This window comes from Marininema mesophilum (genome assembly GCF_900106775.1).
In the GTDB taxonomy this organism is placed as follows: Bacteria; Bacillota; Bacilli; order Thermoactinomycetales; family DSM-45169; genus Marininema; species Marininema mesophilum.
In genome coordinates this window covers 69,601-85,834 of record NZ_FNNQ01000007.1, presented here as the reverse complement: position 1 = coordinate 85,834, position 16,234 = coordinate 69,601, and the positions used below count along the sequence as shown (strand labels likewise).

Annotated in this window: 17 protein-coding genes and 1 pseudogene; 5 read left to right on the top strand and 13 right to left on the bottom strand. The window is 41.0% G+C overall.

The window, feature by feature from the left end; all coding sequences use genetic code 11:
• Positions 1-86: 86 nt before the first annotated feature.
• The 3 genes from BLV90_RS08345 to BLV90_RS08335 all read left to right on the top strand — a co-directional run bounded on the left by BLV90_RS08345 (position 87) and on the right by BLV90_RS08335 (position 2,854).
• A complete protein-coding gene (locus BLV90_RS08345) occupies positions 87-1,385 on the top strand; it encodes an MFS transporter (RefSeq protein WP_091739161.1) in 1,299 nt (432 codons plus the stop codon).
• A 161-nt stretch (positions 1,386-1,546) separates the two neighbouring features.
• The gene (locus tag BLV90_RS08340) at positions 1,547-2,218 is read left to right on the top strand and encodes a hypothetical protein (RefSeq protein ID WP_091739158.1); all 672 of its coding nucleotides are present in this window, start codon (positions 1,547-1,549) and stop codon (positions 2,216-2,218) included.
• Positions 2,219-2,236: 18 nt separating this feature from the next.
• Entirely contained in the window at positions 2,237-2,854 is a 618-nt protein-coding gene (locus BLV90_RS08335) for a sortase (protein WP_177167962.1), read from the top strand.
• Between the two features lie 288 nt (positions 2,855-3,142).
• On the opposite strand, the gene BLV90_RS08330 is transcribed toward BLV90_RS08335, so the two are convergent.
• Positions 3,143-4,456 (bottom strand): vWA domain-containing protein, encoded by a 1,314-nt coding sequence (locus tag BLV90_RS08330; RefSeq protein ID WP_091739152.1) that lies wholly within the window; start codon positions 4,454-4,456, stop codon positions 3,143-3,145.
• A 628-nt stretch (positions 4,457-5,084) separates the two neighbouring features.
• Here BLV90_RS08330 and BLV90_RS16910 point away from each other — a divergent pair.
• Both BLV90_RS16910 and BLV90_RS16765 read left to right on the top strand, forming a co-directional pair.
• Positions 5,085-5,261, top strand: a pseudogene (locus BLV90_RS16910) (hypothetical protein); the annotation flags it as partial.
• Entirely contained in the window at positions 5,200-5,475 is a 276-nt protein-coding gene (locus tag BLV90_RS16765; RefSeq protein ID WP_177167961.1) for a DDE-type integrase/transposase/recombinase, read from the top strand. The pseudogene BLV90_RS16910 and the gene BLV90_RS16765, both read left to right, overlap by 62 nt.
• 708 nt (positions 5,476-6,183) lie before the next feature.
• On the opposite strand, the gene BLV90_RS08320 is transcribed toward BLV90_RS16765, so the two are convergent.
• The 12 genes from BLV90_RS08320 to BLV90_RS08265 form a co-directional block, all read right to left on the bottom strand.
• A complete protein-coding gene (locus BLV90_RS08320) occupies positions 6,184-6,540 on the bottom strand; it encodes a hypothetical protein (RefSeq protein ID WP_091739145.1) in 357 nt (118 codons plus the stop codon).
• 1 nt (position 6,541) lies between these two features.
• A complete protein-coding gene (locus BLV90_RS08315) occupies positions 6,542-6,898 on the bottom strand; it encodes a hypothetical protein (protein ID WP_143035022.1) in 357 nt (118 codons plus the stop codon).
• Between the two features lie 422 nt (positions 6,899-7,320).
• The gene (locus BLV90_RS08310; RefSeq protein WP_091739139.1) at positions 7,321-8,253 is read right to left on the bottom strand and encodes a hypothetical protein; all 933 of its coding nucleotides are present in this window, start codon (positions 8,251-8,253) and stop codon (positions 7,321-7,323) included.
• A 21-nt stretch (positions 8,254-8,274) separates the two neighbouring features.
• A complete protein-coding gene (locus BLV90_RS08305) occupies positions 8,275-9,117 on the bottom strand; it encodes a peptidoglycan DD-metalloendopeptidase family protein (RefSeq protein ID WP_091739136.1) in 843 nt (280 codons plus the stop codon).
• A gap of 33 nt (positions 9,118-9,150) precedes the next feature.
• Entirely contained in the window at positions 9,151-9,522 is a 372-nt protein-coding gene (locus tag BLV90_RS08300; protein ID WP_177167960.1) for a TadE/TadG family type IV pilus assembly protein, read from the bottom strand.
• Positions 9,523-9,538: 16 nt separating this feature from the next.
• Positions 9,539-10,078: a hypothetical protein gene (locus BLV90_RS08295; protein ID WP_091739130.1), complete on the bottom strand. Its 540-nt coding sequence runs from the start codon at positions 10,076-10,078 to the stop codon at positions 9,539-9,541.
• A gap of 45 nt (positions 10,079-10,123) precedes the next feature.
• Positions 10,124-11,422: a vWA domain-containing protein gene (locus BLV90_RS08290; RefSeq protein ID WP_177167959.1), complete on the bottom strand. Its 1,299-nt coding sequence runs from the start codon at positions 11,420-11,422 to the stop codon at positions 10,124-10,126.
• Positions 11,423-11,496: 74 nt separating this feature from the next.
• Positions 11,497-11,709 carry a hypothetical protein gene (locus tag BLV90_RS08285; RefSeq protein ID WP_091739125.1) on the bottom strand — a complete coding sequence of 71 codons (213 nt, stop codon included), beginning with the start codon at positions 11,707-11,709 and terminating at the stop codon, positions 11,497-11,499.
• A gap of 80 nt (positions 11,710-11,789) precedes the next feature.
• Positions 11,790-12,695 (bottom strand): type II secretion system F family protein, encoded by a 906-nt coding sequence (locus BLV90_RS08280; RefSeq protein ID WP_091739122.1) that lies wholly within the window; start codon positions 12,693-12,695, stop codon positions 11,790-11,792.
• Between the two features lie 18 nt (positions 12,696-12,713).
• The gene (locus tag BLV90_RS08275; protein ID WP_091739119.1) at positions 12,714-13,640 is read right to left on the bottom strand and encodes a type II secretion system F family protein; all 927 of its coding nucleotides are present in this window, start codon (positions 13,638-13,640) and stop codon (positions 12,714-12,716) included.
• Entirely contained in the window at positions 13,637-15,016 is a 1,380-nt protein-coding gene (locus tag BLV90_RS08270; protein ID WP_091739116.1) for a TadA family conjugal transfer-associated ATPase, read from the bottom strand. The genes BLV90_RS08275 and BLV90_RS08270 overlap by 4 nt, the downstream gene beginning before the upstream one ends.
• Before the next feature lie 13 nt (positions 15,017-15,029).
• The gene (locus BLV90_RS08265) at positions 15,030-16,217 is read right to left on the bottom strand and encodes a CpaE/TadZ family protein (RefSeq protein WP_091739113.1); all 1,188 of its coding nucleotides are present in this window, start codon (positions 16,215-16,217) and stop codon (positions 15,030-15,032) included.
• Positions 16,218-16,234: the final 17 nt, after the last annotated feature.

The following is a 16,234-nucleotide window of genomic DNA, read 5'->3' as shown; positions in this document are numbered from 1 at the left end:
ACATTATTTCAGGAAAAGGTGAGCTTATCTCACGCGTACTAATATAATGGTAGATAAGTGTCTACATCATCAGAGAGGATGATCCGATGAATCTTAAAGCTGTACGCTCATGGGTAATGTATGATTGGGCGAATTCGGCATTTGTCACAACGATCATGGCCGCAGTGATGCCTATCTATTATGCTGATGTGGCAGCGAAAAATCTGCCTGCTGAGGTAAAGGTCGCCTACTGGGGTTATACTCAATCTCTGGCTCTCGCTCTCGTCTTCCTTTTATCCCCTGTATTAGGAGCCATTGCTGACGCTACTGGTTCTAAACGTCCATTTCTTCGCTTTTTCACCTATATGGGAGCGCTTGCTTCCGCTCTTCTCTTTTTTGTTGGAGAAGGAGATTGGGCACTTGCCTCTATCCTTGTTGTCCTAGGTACCGTCGCCTTTTCTGGAGGAAATGTCTTTTATGACGCATATTTAACCGACCTCGTTCCCGATGAGCAGCGAGATGAGGTCTCCTCCCGTGGTTACGCTGTTGGTTATATTGGTGGCGGAATCCTACTCGCCATTAACTTAACCATGATTACCTTTCCAAAGGTATTCCTTCTTCCGAATGCCACCATCGCGACACAAGTCTCCTTCCTCACGGTGGGAATCTGGTGGTTTATCTTCTCTCTCCCTTTCTTTCGTCACGTCCATGATCAACGGTTGACTCCCTCACCTTCCATAAGCCCTCTCACCCACACGAAACAGGGTATTCGTTCAACATTCACCACCATTCGTCGTCTAGGACGCTATCCCGAACTTCTAAAGTACCTGATCTCCTTTTGGTTCTTCTCAGATGGGATTAATACCATCATCAAGATGGCTACCATCTATGGTCGAGAGATTGGCATCGGCCAAAAAGATCTTATCGCCGCTCTTCTGATCACCCAATTTGTCGGTATTCCCTGTACACTGATCATTGGCAAGCTATCCAATCGGCTTGGAGCGAAATCCACCCTTTCTTTCACAATCATTGCATATCTTTTCATCGTCCTCCTAGGATTCTTTATGCAATCAGCTATTCATTTTTATCTACTCGCAATCATGGTTGGACTTGTTCAAGGAGGAAGCCAAGCACTAAGTCGTTCCATCTTTACCCGCCTCGTCCCACCTCAACAAAATGCAGAATTTTTTGGCCTATATGGTTTATCCGGTAAATTTGCATCAATTTTCGGCCCAGCGCTTTTTGGTTTGATTGGACAGTTATCTGGATCCAGCCGCTTGGGCATTGCCTCCCTCGCTATCTTTTTTCTAGTCGGACTGATTATGCTTTACTTAGTCGATATCGATAAAGGAAAGCTTGAAGCTAATTCCTCATTCACTACATTAATAAAGCAGGCAGCAAAATAACGGGCCCTTTTCTTTAGGGGCCTTGCCCATACAACCGTTCTCTTTCGTATTCCACTGCTGATGTTAACAATTTCATACTAATATAGGCCAAAAGACGTATTCACACCAACTGGAAAAACTGGCAAAATGGTAAGGAAGTTTCTTCAAGGGAGGAATGAATTTTGCCAATTATTCGTAAACGCATGGTTACTTTGACTACTTTAGCAGTGGTCGGACTCATGGCGACTCAACCTGTAAGTTATGCGAATGCAAGTCCTTTAACATCAGCTAATGAGAATGCTACCCCACAGTCTCAAGTAGGTGAGTATCAGCTACCAGCTGAGAAGAGCCCAACGTTCCGAATTGCCATACCTAACCCACAACCATCTCCGGATCCAGCTCCCGAAAATCCACCTGCAGATCCTGATAATCCACCTCCACCGGATCCAGATGGTCCACCTCCACCGGATCCAAATGATCCACCTCCACCGGATCCAGATGGTCCACCTCCACCGAAGCCAGATAATCCGGATAACCCTGACAACCCAGATAATCCAGACAATCCGGATAACCCGGATAACCCAGGTACCGATCCAGGTAATCCGCCATCCAACCCAGGGAATGGTGGCATCAACCTACCTGATCCAAGCGATCCTTCCACTGTAGATAAACCAGAAACCGTGGGTACCATCAATAACGCAAAAGACCAAAACAAAGTGGACGACGAGGAAAAGGGCAAAAATATGCCGAATACCTCCGTCACTTATCCCATGCAGATTGCAACTGGCCTTTTGGTCGCACTTGCAGGTGCTGCGCTATTCTTCGTTCGTCGTCTAAAGGGAAATAAATCCTGATCTGAAGGATGAATCTTTTTGCTCTTACGAATATTTTCTACCCTCATAATCTTGAGCGGCCTCTCTTTTGCTGGTTATAGCGGATGGCACTGGTGGCAAGAAACTAACCTTGTCAAAGAATACGACGACAAGTACTCCGCATCAGCCAATGAGGAGGAGAAGCTCCTAAAACCTCTAGACAAGGGCATAAAGTACAAGAAAAAAATAAAAATCGGTCAATCCATTGGGGATCTGATTATTCCCCGGATCAAGGCACGTGTCCCACTTGTCGAAGGCATTGGAACAAATGAGCTAGCAAAGGGCGTAGGCCACTATCCTGGTGGCGGCATGGTCTTCCCAGGTGAAACAGGCCACTCCGTCCTCGCTGGCCATCGCGAAACCACCTTCAAAAAGATGGGCAAAATCAAAAAGGGTGATTACCTCATCGTAAACAATGATGAAGGGACCTTTACCTACAAGGTACAGAAAATGTGGATCGTAAAGGCAAATAATCACACCGTAATCGTGTCCAAGAAAAAGCCGACTTTAACCCTCATCACCTGCTATCCCTTCCGCATGTTCGGAAACTCTCCACAGCGCTATATCGTCCAATCTCAGCTAGTAAAGATTGAGAAGCCGGGAGAGAAGAAGTCTTAAGGTAGGTTGATAGGTAACTTTATTGATATAACAAAACCATCCCCCTCCCAGGGCCCGGGAGAGGGATGGTTTATTTTTAAGTAGCCCATGGGGAATATTTATTATACCTACCTTCTTACGTTGTCATGGTCATAAAAATAGAGTAGCGGGGACTAACCTCATAACGTTCCCATGTTTCAATTTTCGTATAGCCATTAAAAGTATCCGAGTGTGGTGACGTTGCCTTGTTCGTATTTGATTATTTTAGTGATCTTTTAGAATCTCTCATCGGTTCTTCGGGAATGAGTGTTACTGATCTCGTCGGTTTTTCTCAACGGTGTCGAAGCCTTTTTTGACGTCTTCTTTTAATTTATCTGAACTCTTATCGCTATTATTGTGGATGTTATCCGAAGTCTTCGAATACCTATCTAAAAAATATTTGTTAAGTGAATCTCTTCTCTCGAATTTATACATATCCAGTTTTTTGTACTCTTTTCTATTTAGCATATAATTTATTGCTTCAGTAAACCTGTCACTTTCGTTAATTTTCTTTTTATCCACACTGCCTGAAAGTTTAAGTAACTGGCCTGATTTTTGATTTTCATCATCCATATTCTTACCTAGATTAGCTTCATTGTACTGTCGCCATTTGTCCTCTAACTCCAGGTATTGCTTATAAAAATACTCTTTCAAATCTTCCTTGGATTGCGCCGTAAAATACGTTCCTCCACCAGCTTCCGCTACTTCCTGTAATGTCTGTTGCTCTTCATTATTCACATCAAAGCCAATGATATTGACAGTTGCTTTAATATGCGCTTTCGCCAACTTTTTGGCTTCTTTCACCGGATCCCCCCCACAGGTCTCTAACCCATCACTTACAACAAACACTACATTTTCTGCCTTGGCATTGCCTTTATTCGCAAAGCTTTCTCTTGCTTGCTTAATTGCACTTGCTAGAGGGGTCCATCCTGTCGGTTTTAACGGTGTTAAAGCAGACTCAAATTGCTTCTTATCCATTTGTTTCAAAGGGTAGACTTCCTCTACTGCAGAACAGGATATCTTTTTATCCGCTTTACTATTGCTTCCCTTGTGTCCATACGCTGTCAAAGAAACGTTGGTATCCTTCGGTGCTTTGGAAACAAATTGTTGCACAGCCGCCTTTGCGACTTCCATCTTCTGTCCACCACTCACCCGGGAAGACATACTTCCACTGCTATCAAGGAGAATGGCAAGGTTTTTCTCCTTCATATTCGGCATCTTTGTGTTATCTCCAGGTTTACTTCCTACTCTTGAGTAACTCGTATCAAATTCATCATAGGATTTCTTTTCAGGACGAAAATCTTCCCCAATTAAGTCCACAATACTGTTAAAAACTTCTTTGTCTGAGGCGTTCTTCGGAATCTTGTCTAACTCTTGCTCCACTTTCTTCTTATCATAGCGATCCCCTGCGTATTTGCCTGCTTTTCCTTTTAAGATTTCGTCCATCTTAACTGCTACCTTACGATTTTTAGGATCGTTGGCTTCTGTTTTACTTGTGGACGCTTGTTTGGGTGAATTAGCACAACCACTCAACATCAATACGAGAATAAGACCAAGTAGCCAAATCATTCGTAGATTTTTCATTCGGTTAATTTCCTCCTATAACTTATGAATTAATTACATATTGTTCCTCTATCATATACGTTACAATTCTACTTTGGTTTCAATTTTTTCAAATCTATTGACAAAAAAACATATGTAGCTATGCTGTTTGGACCTCCTAACTGCTTCGTCGGATATAACTATTAAATATCGACCATCTTCACTAATCGGCTTTCTCTACCCACAACAGCCAATTAGTATAAGTATTTTTTACCAAGTAAATTTATTGCGTGTTATTTCTTATAGAACCCATAGGAGAAAAAGGTCAAACGAACTACATTATGACCAATATAAAAAAGAGGACATATTCGGCTGAGTAAAAACAAAAGGCAGTAGGATATGTACTTACGAAAGTGATTGGGTTGTAAAACAGTCGCCAAAAGGCTAGGCACCCGACATTCCATAGTCATGTTATGGGTAAGACGTTTTAAAAAAGGAGGGTGCGGCAGGGGAATTGGAAAGGGGTCGAGAAGGCTAAAAGGAAACGAATACGAAATGATTAAGCAACTGATCGATCTTTCGGTGCAAGAAATCGTACTATGATGCAAAAAAAGGCCATGTGATTTCGAGCAATACCTAAAACCGAGAGTTCCAGGCTTCACGCTCTAATGAAAAATGGGTGACAGACATTACCTATCTTCCCTTTAAGCAAAAGTTTTTGTATCTTTCCGCAATCTATGATCTTTATAACAACGAAGTCATCGCTTATAAAATTCGCCCACAGAATGATCTTCGGGGTCAAAAAAGCGATTCACCAGCGAAAAACCCGAGGAACCCTCTTACATAGTGACCAAGGCTTTCAATACACTTCTAAATGGTATAACCACCTGGTAGAACAACATGGTATTCTTGCAAGCATGTCCAGGAAAGGAAACTGTCTCGATAACGCTTGCATGGAGAGTTTCTTTGGTCATTTAAAGAGTGAACGCTTAAAACTCCAAACGTTTACCAAAACTAGGGACCTAGTCAATGAAATTCATCGCTATCTTCAAATCCTATAACACGAAGCGATTCCAAAAGAAACTAAACAACCTTAGTCCGGTGTACCGAACTTAGGTTTACCTAATGTCGTTGCTTTTATTGGTTTGTCTACTTGACAAGGGTAAGATCAGGACCAGCAGAGGGTGTTTGTTTTAGTTATAGAGATAATAAAGATGGCCTTAATTATTTTTTTTAAAAATCCACTTAAAAAATTCATACACTAATACAAAAGGGATTAATGCAATCCCGATTACTTCCAATACACCTCCTATAATCCAATCAATAAACTGTTTTATTTTTCGGAGTAGAAACATTTTAATTCGCCCTCTTTCACAATTAATCTTTCTATAAATAAAATAAAATCGAAATCAATAAAATGATAAATAAGATACATTGTTAAATTACTGAAATGTCAAATAAATAAACATATAAAGGCCTATATTTCAACTAAGCTATCCAAATTACTAGTGCGAGTTATTACTAAGTATTAGTCACTTTTTCAAATATCCTATTAAAATTAATTAAACCTTGTAATTTAGATAGTAATACATCCCTATTATTTCTCTTAATACTTACTATAACAAGTATGTAACCAGTTGTAAAATTAATTAGTATACATGGCACCACCCCTTGATACTCTGCGACTCACAAAGAGTTCTCATTAAATAATCATTCTTTCATAAAGTCTAACTGTTAACTAATTACATCGATCCTTCTTCATTTTCTTATCATCTGTCTTGTATTTTTTCTACCATTACAGAAAGTCCAGCACCTACTATACAAAGAAGAACTCCATAAACAAGCCCAGCTAGTAACGAAAAGATATCAATAGCTAACATTGGACCATATATCCCAAATGTTATTAGCATATTTAAAATAACCAGACATATCCCGGTAATTCCCGTTAATAAAAATCGATGATTTTCATGTTTTGATACTAAGTAGCCTGCAGGTACATATGTAATGACTTGCATTAGCACAATTAAAAGTACCCCACTTTTTAAGCCAAAAAAGGCTGATACAAGACCAGTTGTTAAACACAGAAATATTCCAAGACATATTCCTCGAAAAACACGCAAGACCATTCTACAAAACCTCTCTTTCTGTATTTTTATTAGGCCAAGATGCATGAAATATTAGTACCACTAGCAGTAGACCTGAATAGATAAATGAACAAACAAATATTATGTCAAAGTAACGTGCCATTAGGAAACTAAATATCCCTGCTATACCCCCTCCAACGAAACCAACTAAAGCCAATACCTTACCTATCATTGTCTTAGGATTTTTCAACTCTTCTAGAATTCGGTTTTTATTATTATGAGCCAGAAAAATAATAAAAAAATGGAATATTACTAAAACTAAGACATGTAGCAAATTCCCGTGAAGTAATCTAACAATATATACAGCTGCAAAGATAGTTCCAACATCCAATTGCACCATACCAAATTTCACTTTAAAATCGTGATTATCATATTTCAGCAATTTGTACAGTATAATAAATATGAAAACAATAATGAAGTACATACTACTAAGAAAAAACATTAAATAAGATGGAGTTGGAAAAACCGTCGCCAATATTGCAAATATAATAGGTAAAGGTAAACCTTGAGTTATACCTACTTCACTTTGTCCTTCTTTTGGCTGACTTTTCTTTTCCAGAATGATCCCCCCCTATATTTAATTACTTTATATATTATACACTATTAGTAATTTATCATCCAATATATACTTACTTGTTTTATCATTTGTATATATTTAACTAAATGAAAGGAACCTCTATTTTTATCGATTATTCGATGACTGCACTTATTAAAAGAGGTTCCTTTTATTTTTGCTATTAGTAATTAATTAAATATATATTTCTAAGAAAACCACGATTTCACTGTATCTACCCCCTTTCCAATTCCTTCTTTCGCTTTATCTAATCCCCATTTGATGCCCTCTTTCGTTTTATTTTTTATCGTCTGTCCAACTTCTGTAGATAATGCAACACCTATTCCTGCTCCAATAACGGCACCAATGACAGTACCAACAAGTGGTACTGACGAACCTATGGTAGCTCCTGCTGCAGTTCCTGCCAAAACTCCAGCTAGAGCTGCACCAGCGCCAGCACTTACTACACCTGCCCCTACACCCCAACCAAGCTCATTTATAAATTCGGCACCTACATCCGTAGTTAATCCCTTCTCCTGAAACTCCCCATATGCACTATATAATGCCATCCCGCTACTAATCAACCATCCACCTGCTCCTTTTAGAGCGAAACCAGCACCCTTGCCAAAGCTATTAAACTGATTTTTCAATCCAAATTCGGTGCCATTTTTAAAATAACGTCCAAATAGCTTTTTATCTTTAAATGATGTAGGTCCATCTCCCGCATAACGGTAACCTGTTTTTACACCATCTGCATCATAAACGGGTATTAATCTTACCCCTAGACGCTTGTGGAGATTTTCATAGAAAAATTTCGACTTCCCATAGGCTCCTGCGGCCTTCTTCAGTGCTGTTATTAATAGCCCATGTTCTGCATTGATTTTGTCCCAACCATCTTTAAGTTTTTTTCCAGGGTCCTGATTTCCATTCATGTTATTGCCATTTATATCTTTTCCGTTGATGTCAGTTCCTTTAATATCTCCGTTTATTATAGATACAATTTTTTGGTGTATCTGTGACTGTCCACCATTAGACACGAAGTAGTTTAAAATGAAAGCAAGAAGAGCAATTCCAAATAGTAGTGCAACGTATTCTACAGTGGTAGCTCCTCGCTTCCACCACTGCAATTTATTATTTCCCATAATATTCCACCTTATTTAATTTTATTTCAAAAATGCTACTGGATCGACTGGTCGTCCACCAATTTTTACTTCAAAGTGCAAATGAGGACCTCGACTATTTCCGTTATTACCACTTTCCCCAATTTTTTGTCCTTTTTTGACCTCGTCACCCACCTTCACCACAGGTTGATCACTGTACATATGGGCGTAAAGTGTCTGTACTCCATTTCCATGGTCAATCACAACATAGGTTCCATAACTGCGATCACCTAGGTTAATCACCTTCACAACTTTTCCATCTTCAGCTGCTTTAATTGGTGTTCCAATAGGTGCTGGGAAGTCTTGTCCAGTATGGCCAGAGTAGCATGACATTCCACAACCCGGTGGCGCGGGAATGGGTGTGGCAAGGCGTCCTCCTGGAAGAACTGAGCCGCCTAAGAACGCACCACCAGCCCGTTTACCAACACCTACACCTACATCACCTCCGAAGGAAGCAGCGCTATTTAATAAGGGGGCATCAGAATCACTAGAGTAGGTATACGCCTTTGTGTCCATAAATAGGATCGGGATATCCGTATTGGCTTTTGCTGTAACCTCACCGTTTTTAATCTTCACTTTTAATTTTTTAAGCTTGTACCCTTCGGATTTACCAAAGGATGAAGTCCCTTCTTTTTCTGCCAATTCAGCATCACCTGTAAGAGAGGCAACCTTAACGGCATCACGAATCGCACTATGTGTATCCATAATGGCTAAACCGAAAATAGCAAACTGCCAGATAACAAAACTAAGGATTAATGTGAGAGGTAAGATCGTAACAAATTCTACAGTGGCCGCTCCTTCGCGTTGCCGCAACATTACAAGTAGACCCTTGATGGTTGATCGCATGCCTTCTCCTCCCTCTACCTACATAAAATTAAATTAATTAATAATGATCGCCTGTTTATGACTGCGGTATGTGATCTCCTTTGAGGGAAGAAAGATGATCCGAATCTTGGTCTCTGCACGCACTTTAATATGATTGTCTCTCTTCTTTTTGTACACATCGAAGGTTTTTAAGCGGTAATAATCCGGTGCCATTCCAAAATCTCGTTTACCATCACGTTCTGCCTTCTTGATGTTTCCTGTGCTTGCGGCATATCGAACTTGATCGCGCATAGTATTTTCTGTTTCCACAACCGCCATGACACAAATGGCCATTTGCCAGATAAAGCATGCTGTTAATAAAAGGAGAGGCAGAATCGCGACGAATTCTACCGTGATTGCCCCTCGTCGATTGCGCCATATCTTCACGTTCTTCACCTGATCTCTATCGGTTATATTTGACGTGAACTGCACCGTCGGAAATTCCATCCAAATAGTATCGTGAAGGGCCGCTTCCTGAACCCCGAATGTCATATTTAACAAAGTATTCCTTGGCCAGAATGGATTTGAACGGGGTTCCTGCTTGTACCTCTAAGCGACCACTTCGTGAAGTGATTAGTCCCTTTCCTTTAGCTCCATGTTTATCTACATATTTCTTCACTACGCGGACCAACTCACCACGATGGCGGGCCACTGACCAGCGGATAAAGGCTTCACGTTTGGCATCGTTCCCCATCGCCTCTTGATAGTTGTCTTTATGTAGATCGAGCCAAGCAGCCAAATCGCCACTGATCCACCCATCCATTTTCTTGGTTGCTGCTAGACTGGCAGCGTCACCGGCTACTTGGCTGTTGGAGTGGGACATCCACGCCACAGCCAATGAGCCGATGAACATAAAGAGAATGGCGAAAACGGGGAGGCTTGCTACCCAAAGGGTGGTGACATTACCTTGGGTGTTTTTGATAATAATAGTGATCTTTTTCATAGGATCCCTCATCGTTTCTTTGAGAATAACCTTATTGTTTTTTTGTCAGTTTTTCTCAACGCCATCAAACCCTTTTTTTACATCTTTATCTAATTTATTCTTTGATTTTTTATAATTATCACTCACTGCATTAGATGTTTTACCGTACCTATCCAAAAAATACTGAGTAATTGCTTCTCTCCGTTTCAATGCTAATGGTGTCAAGGAGTAAGCGTCCCGTTTATCTCTTATATACTCTATTGCTTGATGAAATCTATCTTCTTCATTTTTCTTTTTCTTATCTATAGATTCATTCAAATTTCTCAAATCACTATATTTATTTCCAAAGTCGTCGTTGAATTTCAATTGAGATCGATTGTCGTAGTTCCTCCACTCCTTCCTCATTTTTTCATATTGATCGTTGAAATAATCATTTAATTCTCTTTTGGATTGTGCAGTAAAGTAAGTTCCTCCACCGGATTCCGCTACTTTCTTTAGCTGCTTTTGTTCTTCATTGTTTACATCAAAGCCGATAATATTAACGGATGCCTTTACATTAGCTTCAACCATTTTCTTAGCTTCCGTTGATGGATTTCCTCCACAGGTTTCTAAACCGTCGCTTACTACAAACACAACATTATTTGACTTTTTGTTTTCTTCTTTACTAAAAGTAGCTCTCGCTTGACTTATGGCTCTAGCAATAGGAGTCCAGCCAGTAGGCTTTAAAGACTTTAAGGCAGAATCAAATTTCTCTTTGTCCATTGAACCTAAGGGATATACTTCCTCTACTGATCTGCACGATTTATTCTTATCTGCCTTGCTATTACTTCCTTTATGCCCATAAGCGGTTAAGGAAACTTTTGCTTCCTTTGGAGCCTTATTTACGAATTGTTGAACCGCTTCTTTAGCAACAACCATCTTTTGTCCACCACTAACATTTGAAGACATACTTCCACTACTATCTAAAAGTATTGCTATATTTTCGGGTTTTTTTTCAGGATTTTTTATATCATCATCTGGTTTTTTTCCCGTTTTATAAAAGATGTCAAAATCATCAAATGCTTTTTTTTCAGGACTAAAATCTTCTCCAACTAAATCCACAATACGGTTAAATATTTCTTTATCAGAAGCGTTTTTGGGGGTTTGCTCCAACTCTTTCTCTACTTTTCTTTTATCGTAGCGGTCCCCGGCATACTTTCCTTCTTTACCTTTTAAGATATCCTCAATATTTAATGCTACTCTATCTCTTAATTTATTACTTTCACTACTAGTAGTACTTGATTTATTAGAGGAATTAGAACACCCACAAAATAATAAAATTAAAGAGAGAAAAATAAAAACCATCGTCATTTTCTTAAAAATCATCAATGTACTCTCCTTATTTAACATACAGAGGCATATGATTTAAAATCATATGCCTGTGTATAAAATTAATTTATTTACTTACCAGTACCAATACTTGCGATTGCGGCTTTAACCTTTTCAAATAACGGTTTTTGCATATCCCCGGACATATTAAACAAAAGCATCCCAATTGCGGCAGCTCCAGCTAGAACTGCAACATATTCCACCGTAGATGCACCTTTTCTGTTTTCCAATACATTACTGAATTTTTTTGCTAACAAATAGGCCTTAACAGATAGTTTTTTCATTCAAAACCCTCCAATGTTATTGATAAACCCTTTTAAAAATAACCAACTATCTCTCGATAGAGAATCACCCCCTTTACTTTCTAAAAAAACTTATCTTTTCCCTGCATAAACTGCAACACCATCACTCCAAACACCAAAATCATAATAGAAGGTGTCAAAATCAACCCGGCAATTGCTGAAATCTTCGGTTCCGACTTCCCTGCCTGTTCCTTTGCTTTCTCTGCACGCATCGTGCGCATTTCGGAAGCTTGTTGAGCAAAAGTCTCCGATATTGGAGTTCCTAAATTATGCGCCTGAATCATCGATTGAATTAAAGCCTCCAGGTCAGGGGAATCCGTCCTACTAATTAAGGAGCGATAAGCTGTTTCCCGTTGGACACCAAAGGAGATCTCCTGATTCATACGCATAATCTCTTCACTTAATGGACCTTTTTGTGTACCAACAAAGTATTCAAGAGCTGAATCTAAGCTCATACCCGCTTTCAACGTAATACTCATCATGTCGAGAAAATCAGGCAATTCAAATTGAATTTCTAACTGTCGTTTTTTCGCTTTTGACTTAACCCATTGAATAGGGAATATATAACCAATTAGGGGTGCAAATACTGCAAATGTTCCAAAAGGTAAACCAAGGAGATAGTATAGTAGCCCACCAATACCAAATAATACAGTTCCTACTATCTTCGCTCCTTGTAACCGATCAATGGTTAAGCCATAGGGGCGACCCGCCTTGATCAAGTAATCCTTCAACTCTTCTGGATCACTCATCAACTCGATGCTCTTGCCTGCTTCGGCACATTTGTCACACCAGTGAAGAAGACTACTTTTCCACCCGTCTTCCTCCTTATCCTCGATGGACAGAGAACGAGGTGTTTGCTCAATGATTTTTTGTGTTACCTTGGCTTGTTCTTCCCGGTACTTCACATACATCATGCCAGCCATCACGACACAGATGAGGGAAGCTGTTACAATCACATACAATTCCATAAAGGGTCACCTCCTATCTCACACACGAATTTGGGAAAATTTCTTTACTAGTACTACGCCTAGGACTTGTAATAAACCGAATACGCCCAAAATTATCATCCCAGGTAAAGAGGACATCAATTCCCAAAATCCGTCTATCATTTTGCTCAACATGAGCGCAATTAAGATGGAGATAGCTGGTAAAGCATACGCTGAGGTTCGAGCCTGCGCAGTTACCGCACGGATTGTCTGGTGGATAATCTTCCGCTCTTCCATCGTAGAAGCCATCTCACTCATCACTCTAGCTAAATCGCCACCCGCACGGCGTTGGATAATTAGCGCATTTGCAAATACTTGTATATCGTTGGTATTGACTCGTTGTTGAAGATCGCGGACCGACTCTTCTAAATCCTTTCCAAGCTCAATCTCACGCACTACCCTACCTAGCTCTACCTTAATCGGAGATGGCATCTCCTGTACGACCAATTGTAGTCCTTGAGGGATGGACAAACCTGCTCGAGCTGCACTACTCAGTAATCGACAGGCTTCTGACAACTGATTATCCAATCTCTGTGCATAAATGTGCTGTCGGGAGCGCAAGAAAGCAGTGGATCCAACTGGGACGGTGACAATGGAAATCAGTACACACACAAGGATGGATTCAATGCCGACCATCATATTCATGATGAAGATCATGCCGATCAATCCCATAGCGAGGAACGAACCATAATCAGAAGGTTTTAAATCCAAACTGGCCTGGTCCAACTTCACCCTCATCTTCTTTGCCCATTCTGTACCATCTACACGATCCGCTAGAGAGTCCGACCAGCTAGATTTTTCTAAGCCCTTGTACATCCAGTCATTTAACTTATCATGGGCTTTCTTTCTTTCATTGCTAAGTAATAGATAGTAGTGCAAAGCCCAGATTGCACATGCTGCGGCTCCTGCTATCAGGAGAGCACTCATGGTGTGCTCACCTTCTTCTTTTTAGGAGTGAAAATGGAGGCATCTACAGGAGCTCCATAGGCATGCAATCGTTGGAAACATTTTGGTATTTCTCCACTCGCCGTATGGAACCCTTGCACAACTCCCTCTGTATCAACTCCTGTCTGTTTAAAACTGAATAGTTCCTCCAGTTCTATAGAACCATCTGGGCGTTCTTGCATTTCCGAAATCGCGATCATCTTCCGTTGACCATCGGGCAAACGGGAAATCTGAACGATAAAGTCTATAGCACCAACCAAGTATTCACGGATGATAGAGGGAGGCAATTCGGCACTGGACATCATCACCATCGCTTCGAGGCGTCGCATTGCATCTCCTGGTGTATTGGCGTGAACCGTTGTCAAGGATCCTTCGTGACCCGTATTCATTGCTTGCAGCATATCAAAGGCCTCTGCTCCCCGTACCTCTCCAACAATAATCCGGTCAGGACGCATCCGCAGGGAGTTTTTCACCAATTGACGGATCGTGATTTCCCCTTTGCCTTCTACGTTAGGAGGACGAGCTTCCATTCCTGCCACATGGCCATGAGGTATGCGCAGCTCCGCCATATCCTCAATGGTCACTATCCGCTCATTTTCTGGAATAAAGTTTGCTAGAGCATTTAGAAGAGTCGTTTTACCACTACCCGTCCCCCCAGAGATGATAATATTCAGCTTCGATTTCACAACCGCTGCCAAAAAAGTAGCCATATCCGGAGTTAAGCTCTCAAATCCTACTAAATCCTCCATCTTGATCGGTGTCTGTCTAAATTTACGAATAGAAAGTAGTGATCCTTTCAAACTTACAGGAGGAATAACACCGTTCACCCGGCTACCATCTGGTAGGCGAGCATCTACTAGAGGGGAACTAACATCTACTCGCCGGCCCAGAGGAGCTACGATTCGGTCGATAACATGGCGTAGCGCTTCTTCATCACGAAACTGAATATCCGTTTTGTGAATGCGACCTTTTTTTTCGTAGTAGATCTCCTTAGGACCGTTTACCATTACTTCGGTGACATCCTGATCTTCTAGAAGAGGCTCTAAAGGACCATACCCTACTGATTCATCAATAATTCGAGTGATCAAGCGATCTCGATCTTGACGGGAAATTACTACCTGCTCATCTGCTAAATATCGACCAATTAGTCGGTCTAGTGTGATCCGCAATTCGCTCGAAGGCATCTGTGTCAGTTTTTCCAGATCTGTCTCACTGAGCAGACGAGCTTTAAAGTGGCGAGCAAGGGCATCTAGGCGTTCATCACTAGCATTGGGTTTTTGTGGTTTAGCCGTTGATGTTCGTTGAGATTGCCGTGCTCGCGGGGAAGGTTTTGGTTTTTCGCGATTAAATAGGGACATCTATATCCCTCCTTTAGGAAGCGGAAGCAGCATTTTTGGATTGCTGTCCCAACAAGGAGTCGGCTAGTTGTTTTATATCCTTAAGAAAAGGTGTACTTCGCTTTTCTTTCTGTGCTGTTCGCAAGGGTAATCCTCGGTTAATCGAGGGTTGTACACGCTTAGCGTCTTCACGCACGGTTCCTAGAACAGGATAATCAAAATGTTGCTTAATATCCTTATCGCGTAATTCGGTCTCTCGTCCGACACGATTTAAAATCAGTTCTAGACGGTCCGCTGGATCGACACCGATTTTATCAAAGAGCTCCAGTACCCGACTAAAGGATCGAATCGAGGGTGCATCAGGTGTCATCACATAGAACATTCGGTCTGCTTCTTCCAATGAAGCATAACTGATCGCATTCATATCCGTCGGCAAGTCTACTAAGATATAGTCGTAGTAAAGACGAGATGCGCGGAGTAGACGCTGGACATGTTCTTCAGTCACTTGTTCTGCGATTTCCGCATCCCGCGGGCTCACAAGAACTTCTATGTGGGAAACCTGTTCGATAGCAGTGACATTTCGTATGTGGTTATCATTCAATTCCTTTAGGACAGGGGTTAAATCGAAGATAGAACGTTCGTGATCCACATCTAGGTAGGTTTCCACGCCACCATACTGAAGGTTTAAATCTACGAGCAAAACACTGCTATTGGAGTCCAATTGTAGTGTCTGAGCCAAAGTGGAAGAAATTAAGCTACGCCCACAACCGCCTTTCCCACTATAAAAAGCCATTACTTGACCACGGCCCCAACTAAATCCGCCAGACGCTTTTTCTTTTACTTCCTTTTGAAGCGCACCCGCTTTTACCGCACGAGTCAAAACATCCATAATCGCTGTAATCTCATCTGGCAAAAACAAAATATCAAAGGCACCGGATCGATTTACATCTCTTGCTTTAATCGGATCTCTATAATTGGTTAAGTAGATTACGAGTGTATTAGGTAGCTCATTAACAATATAGTGCAGGGTTTGCAACCCACTTGAATCATCACTAGGTTCTTGCAATATGACGATATCTGGTTCTAAACGAGCAATCTCTCGTCTTACCTCTCCAGGGGTGATATGCATATATTGTGGGAAAGTATTTGCCACACGACTGATGATATCCTGTGCATGGACCTCATCCTCATCAACGATCAATAGCCGAACTGTTTCGCTCATTTTTTATCCCCCCTTTG

Coding starts and splice junctions, on each gene's coding strand:
- BLV90_RS08345 (WP_091739161.1), top strand. CDS start 87: ATGAATCTTAAAGCTGTACGCTCATGGGTAATGTATGATTGGGCGAAT.
- BLV90_RS08330 (WP_091739152.1), bottom strand. CDS start 4,456: ATGAAAAATCTACGAATGATTTGGCTACTTGGTCTTATTCTCGTATTG.
- BLV90_RS16765 (WP_177167961.1), top strand. CDS start 5,200: ATGATCTTCGGGGTCAAAAAAGCGATTCACCAGCGAAAAACCCGAGGA.
- BLV90_RS08320 (WP_091739145.1), bottom strand. CDS start 6,540: ATGGTCTTGCGTGTTTTTCGAGGAATATGTCTTGGAATATTTCTGTGT.
- BLV90_RS08315 (WP_143035022.1), bottom strand. CDS start 6,898: ATGGTGCAATTGGATGTTGGAACTATCTTTGCAGCTGTATATATTGTT.
- BLV90_RS08310 (WP_091739139.1), bottom strand. CDS start 8,253: ATGGGAAATAATAAATTGCAGTGGTGGAAGCGAGGAGCTACCACTGTA.
- BLV90_RS08305 (WP_091739136.1), bottom strand. CDS start 9,117: ATGCGATCAACCATCAAGGGTCTACTTGTAATGTTGCGGCAACGCGAA.
- BLV90_RS08295 (WP_091739130.1), bottom strand. CDS start 10,078: ATGAAAAAGATCACTATTATTATCAAAAACACCCAAGGTAATGTCACC.
- BLV90_RS08290 (WP_177167959.1), bottom strand. CDS start 11,422: ATGATTTTTAAGAAAATGACGATGGTTTTTATTTTTCTCTCTTTAATT.
- BLV90_RS08285 (WP_091739125.1), bottom strand. CDS start 11,709: ATGAAAAAACTATCTGTTAAGGCCTATTTGTTAGCAAAAAAATTCAGT.
- BLV90_RS08280 (WP_091739122.1), bottom strand. CDS start 12,695: ATGGAATTGTATGTGATTGTAACAGCTTCCCTCATCTGTGTCGTGATG.
- BLV90_RS08275 (WP_091739119.1), bottom strand. CDS start 13,640: ATGAGTGCTCTCCTGATAGCAGGAGCCGCAGCATGTGCAATCTGGGCT.
- BLV90_RS08270 (WP_091739116.1), bottom strand. CDS start 15,016: ATGTCCCTATTTAATCGCGAAAAACCAAAACCTTCCCCGCGAGCACGG.
- BLV90_RS08265 (WP_091739113.1), bottom strand. CDS start 16,217: ATGAGCGAAACAGTTCGGCTATTGATCGTTGATGAGGATGAGGTCCAT.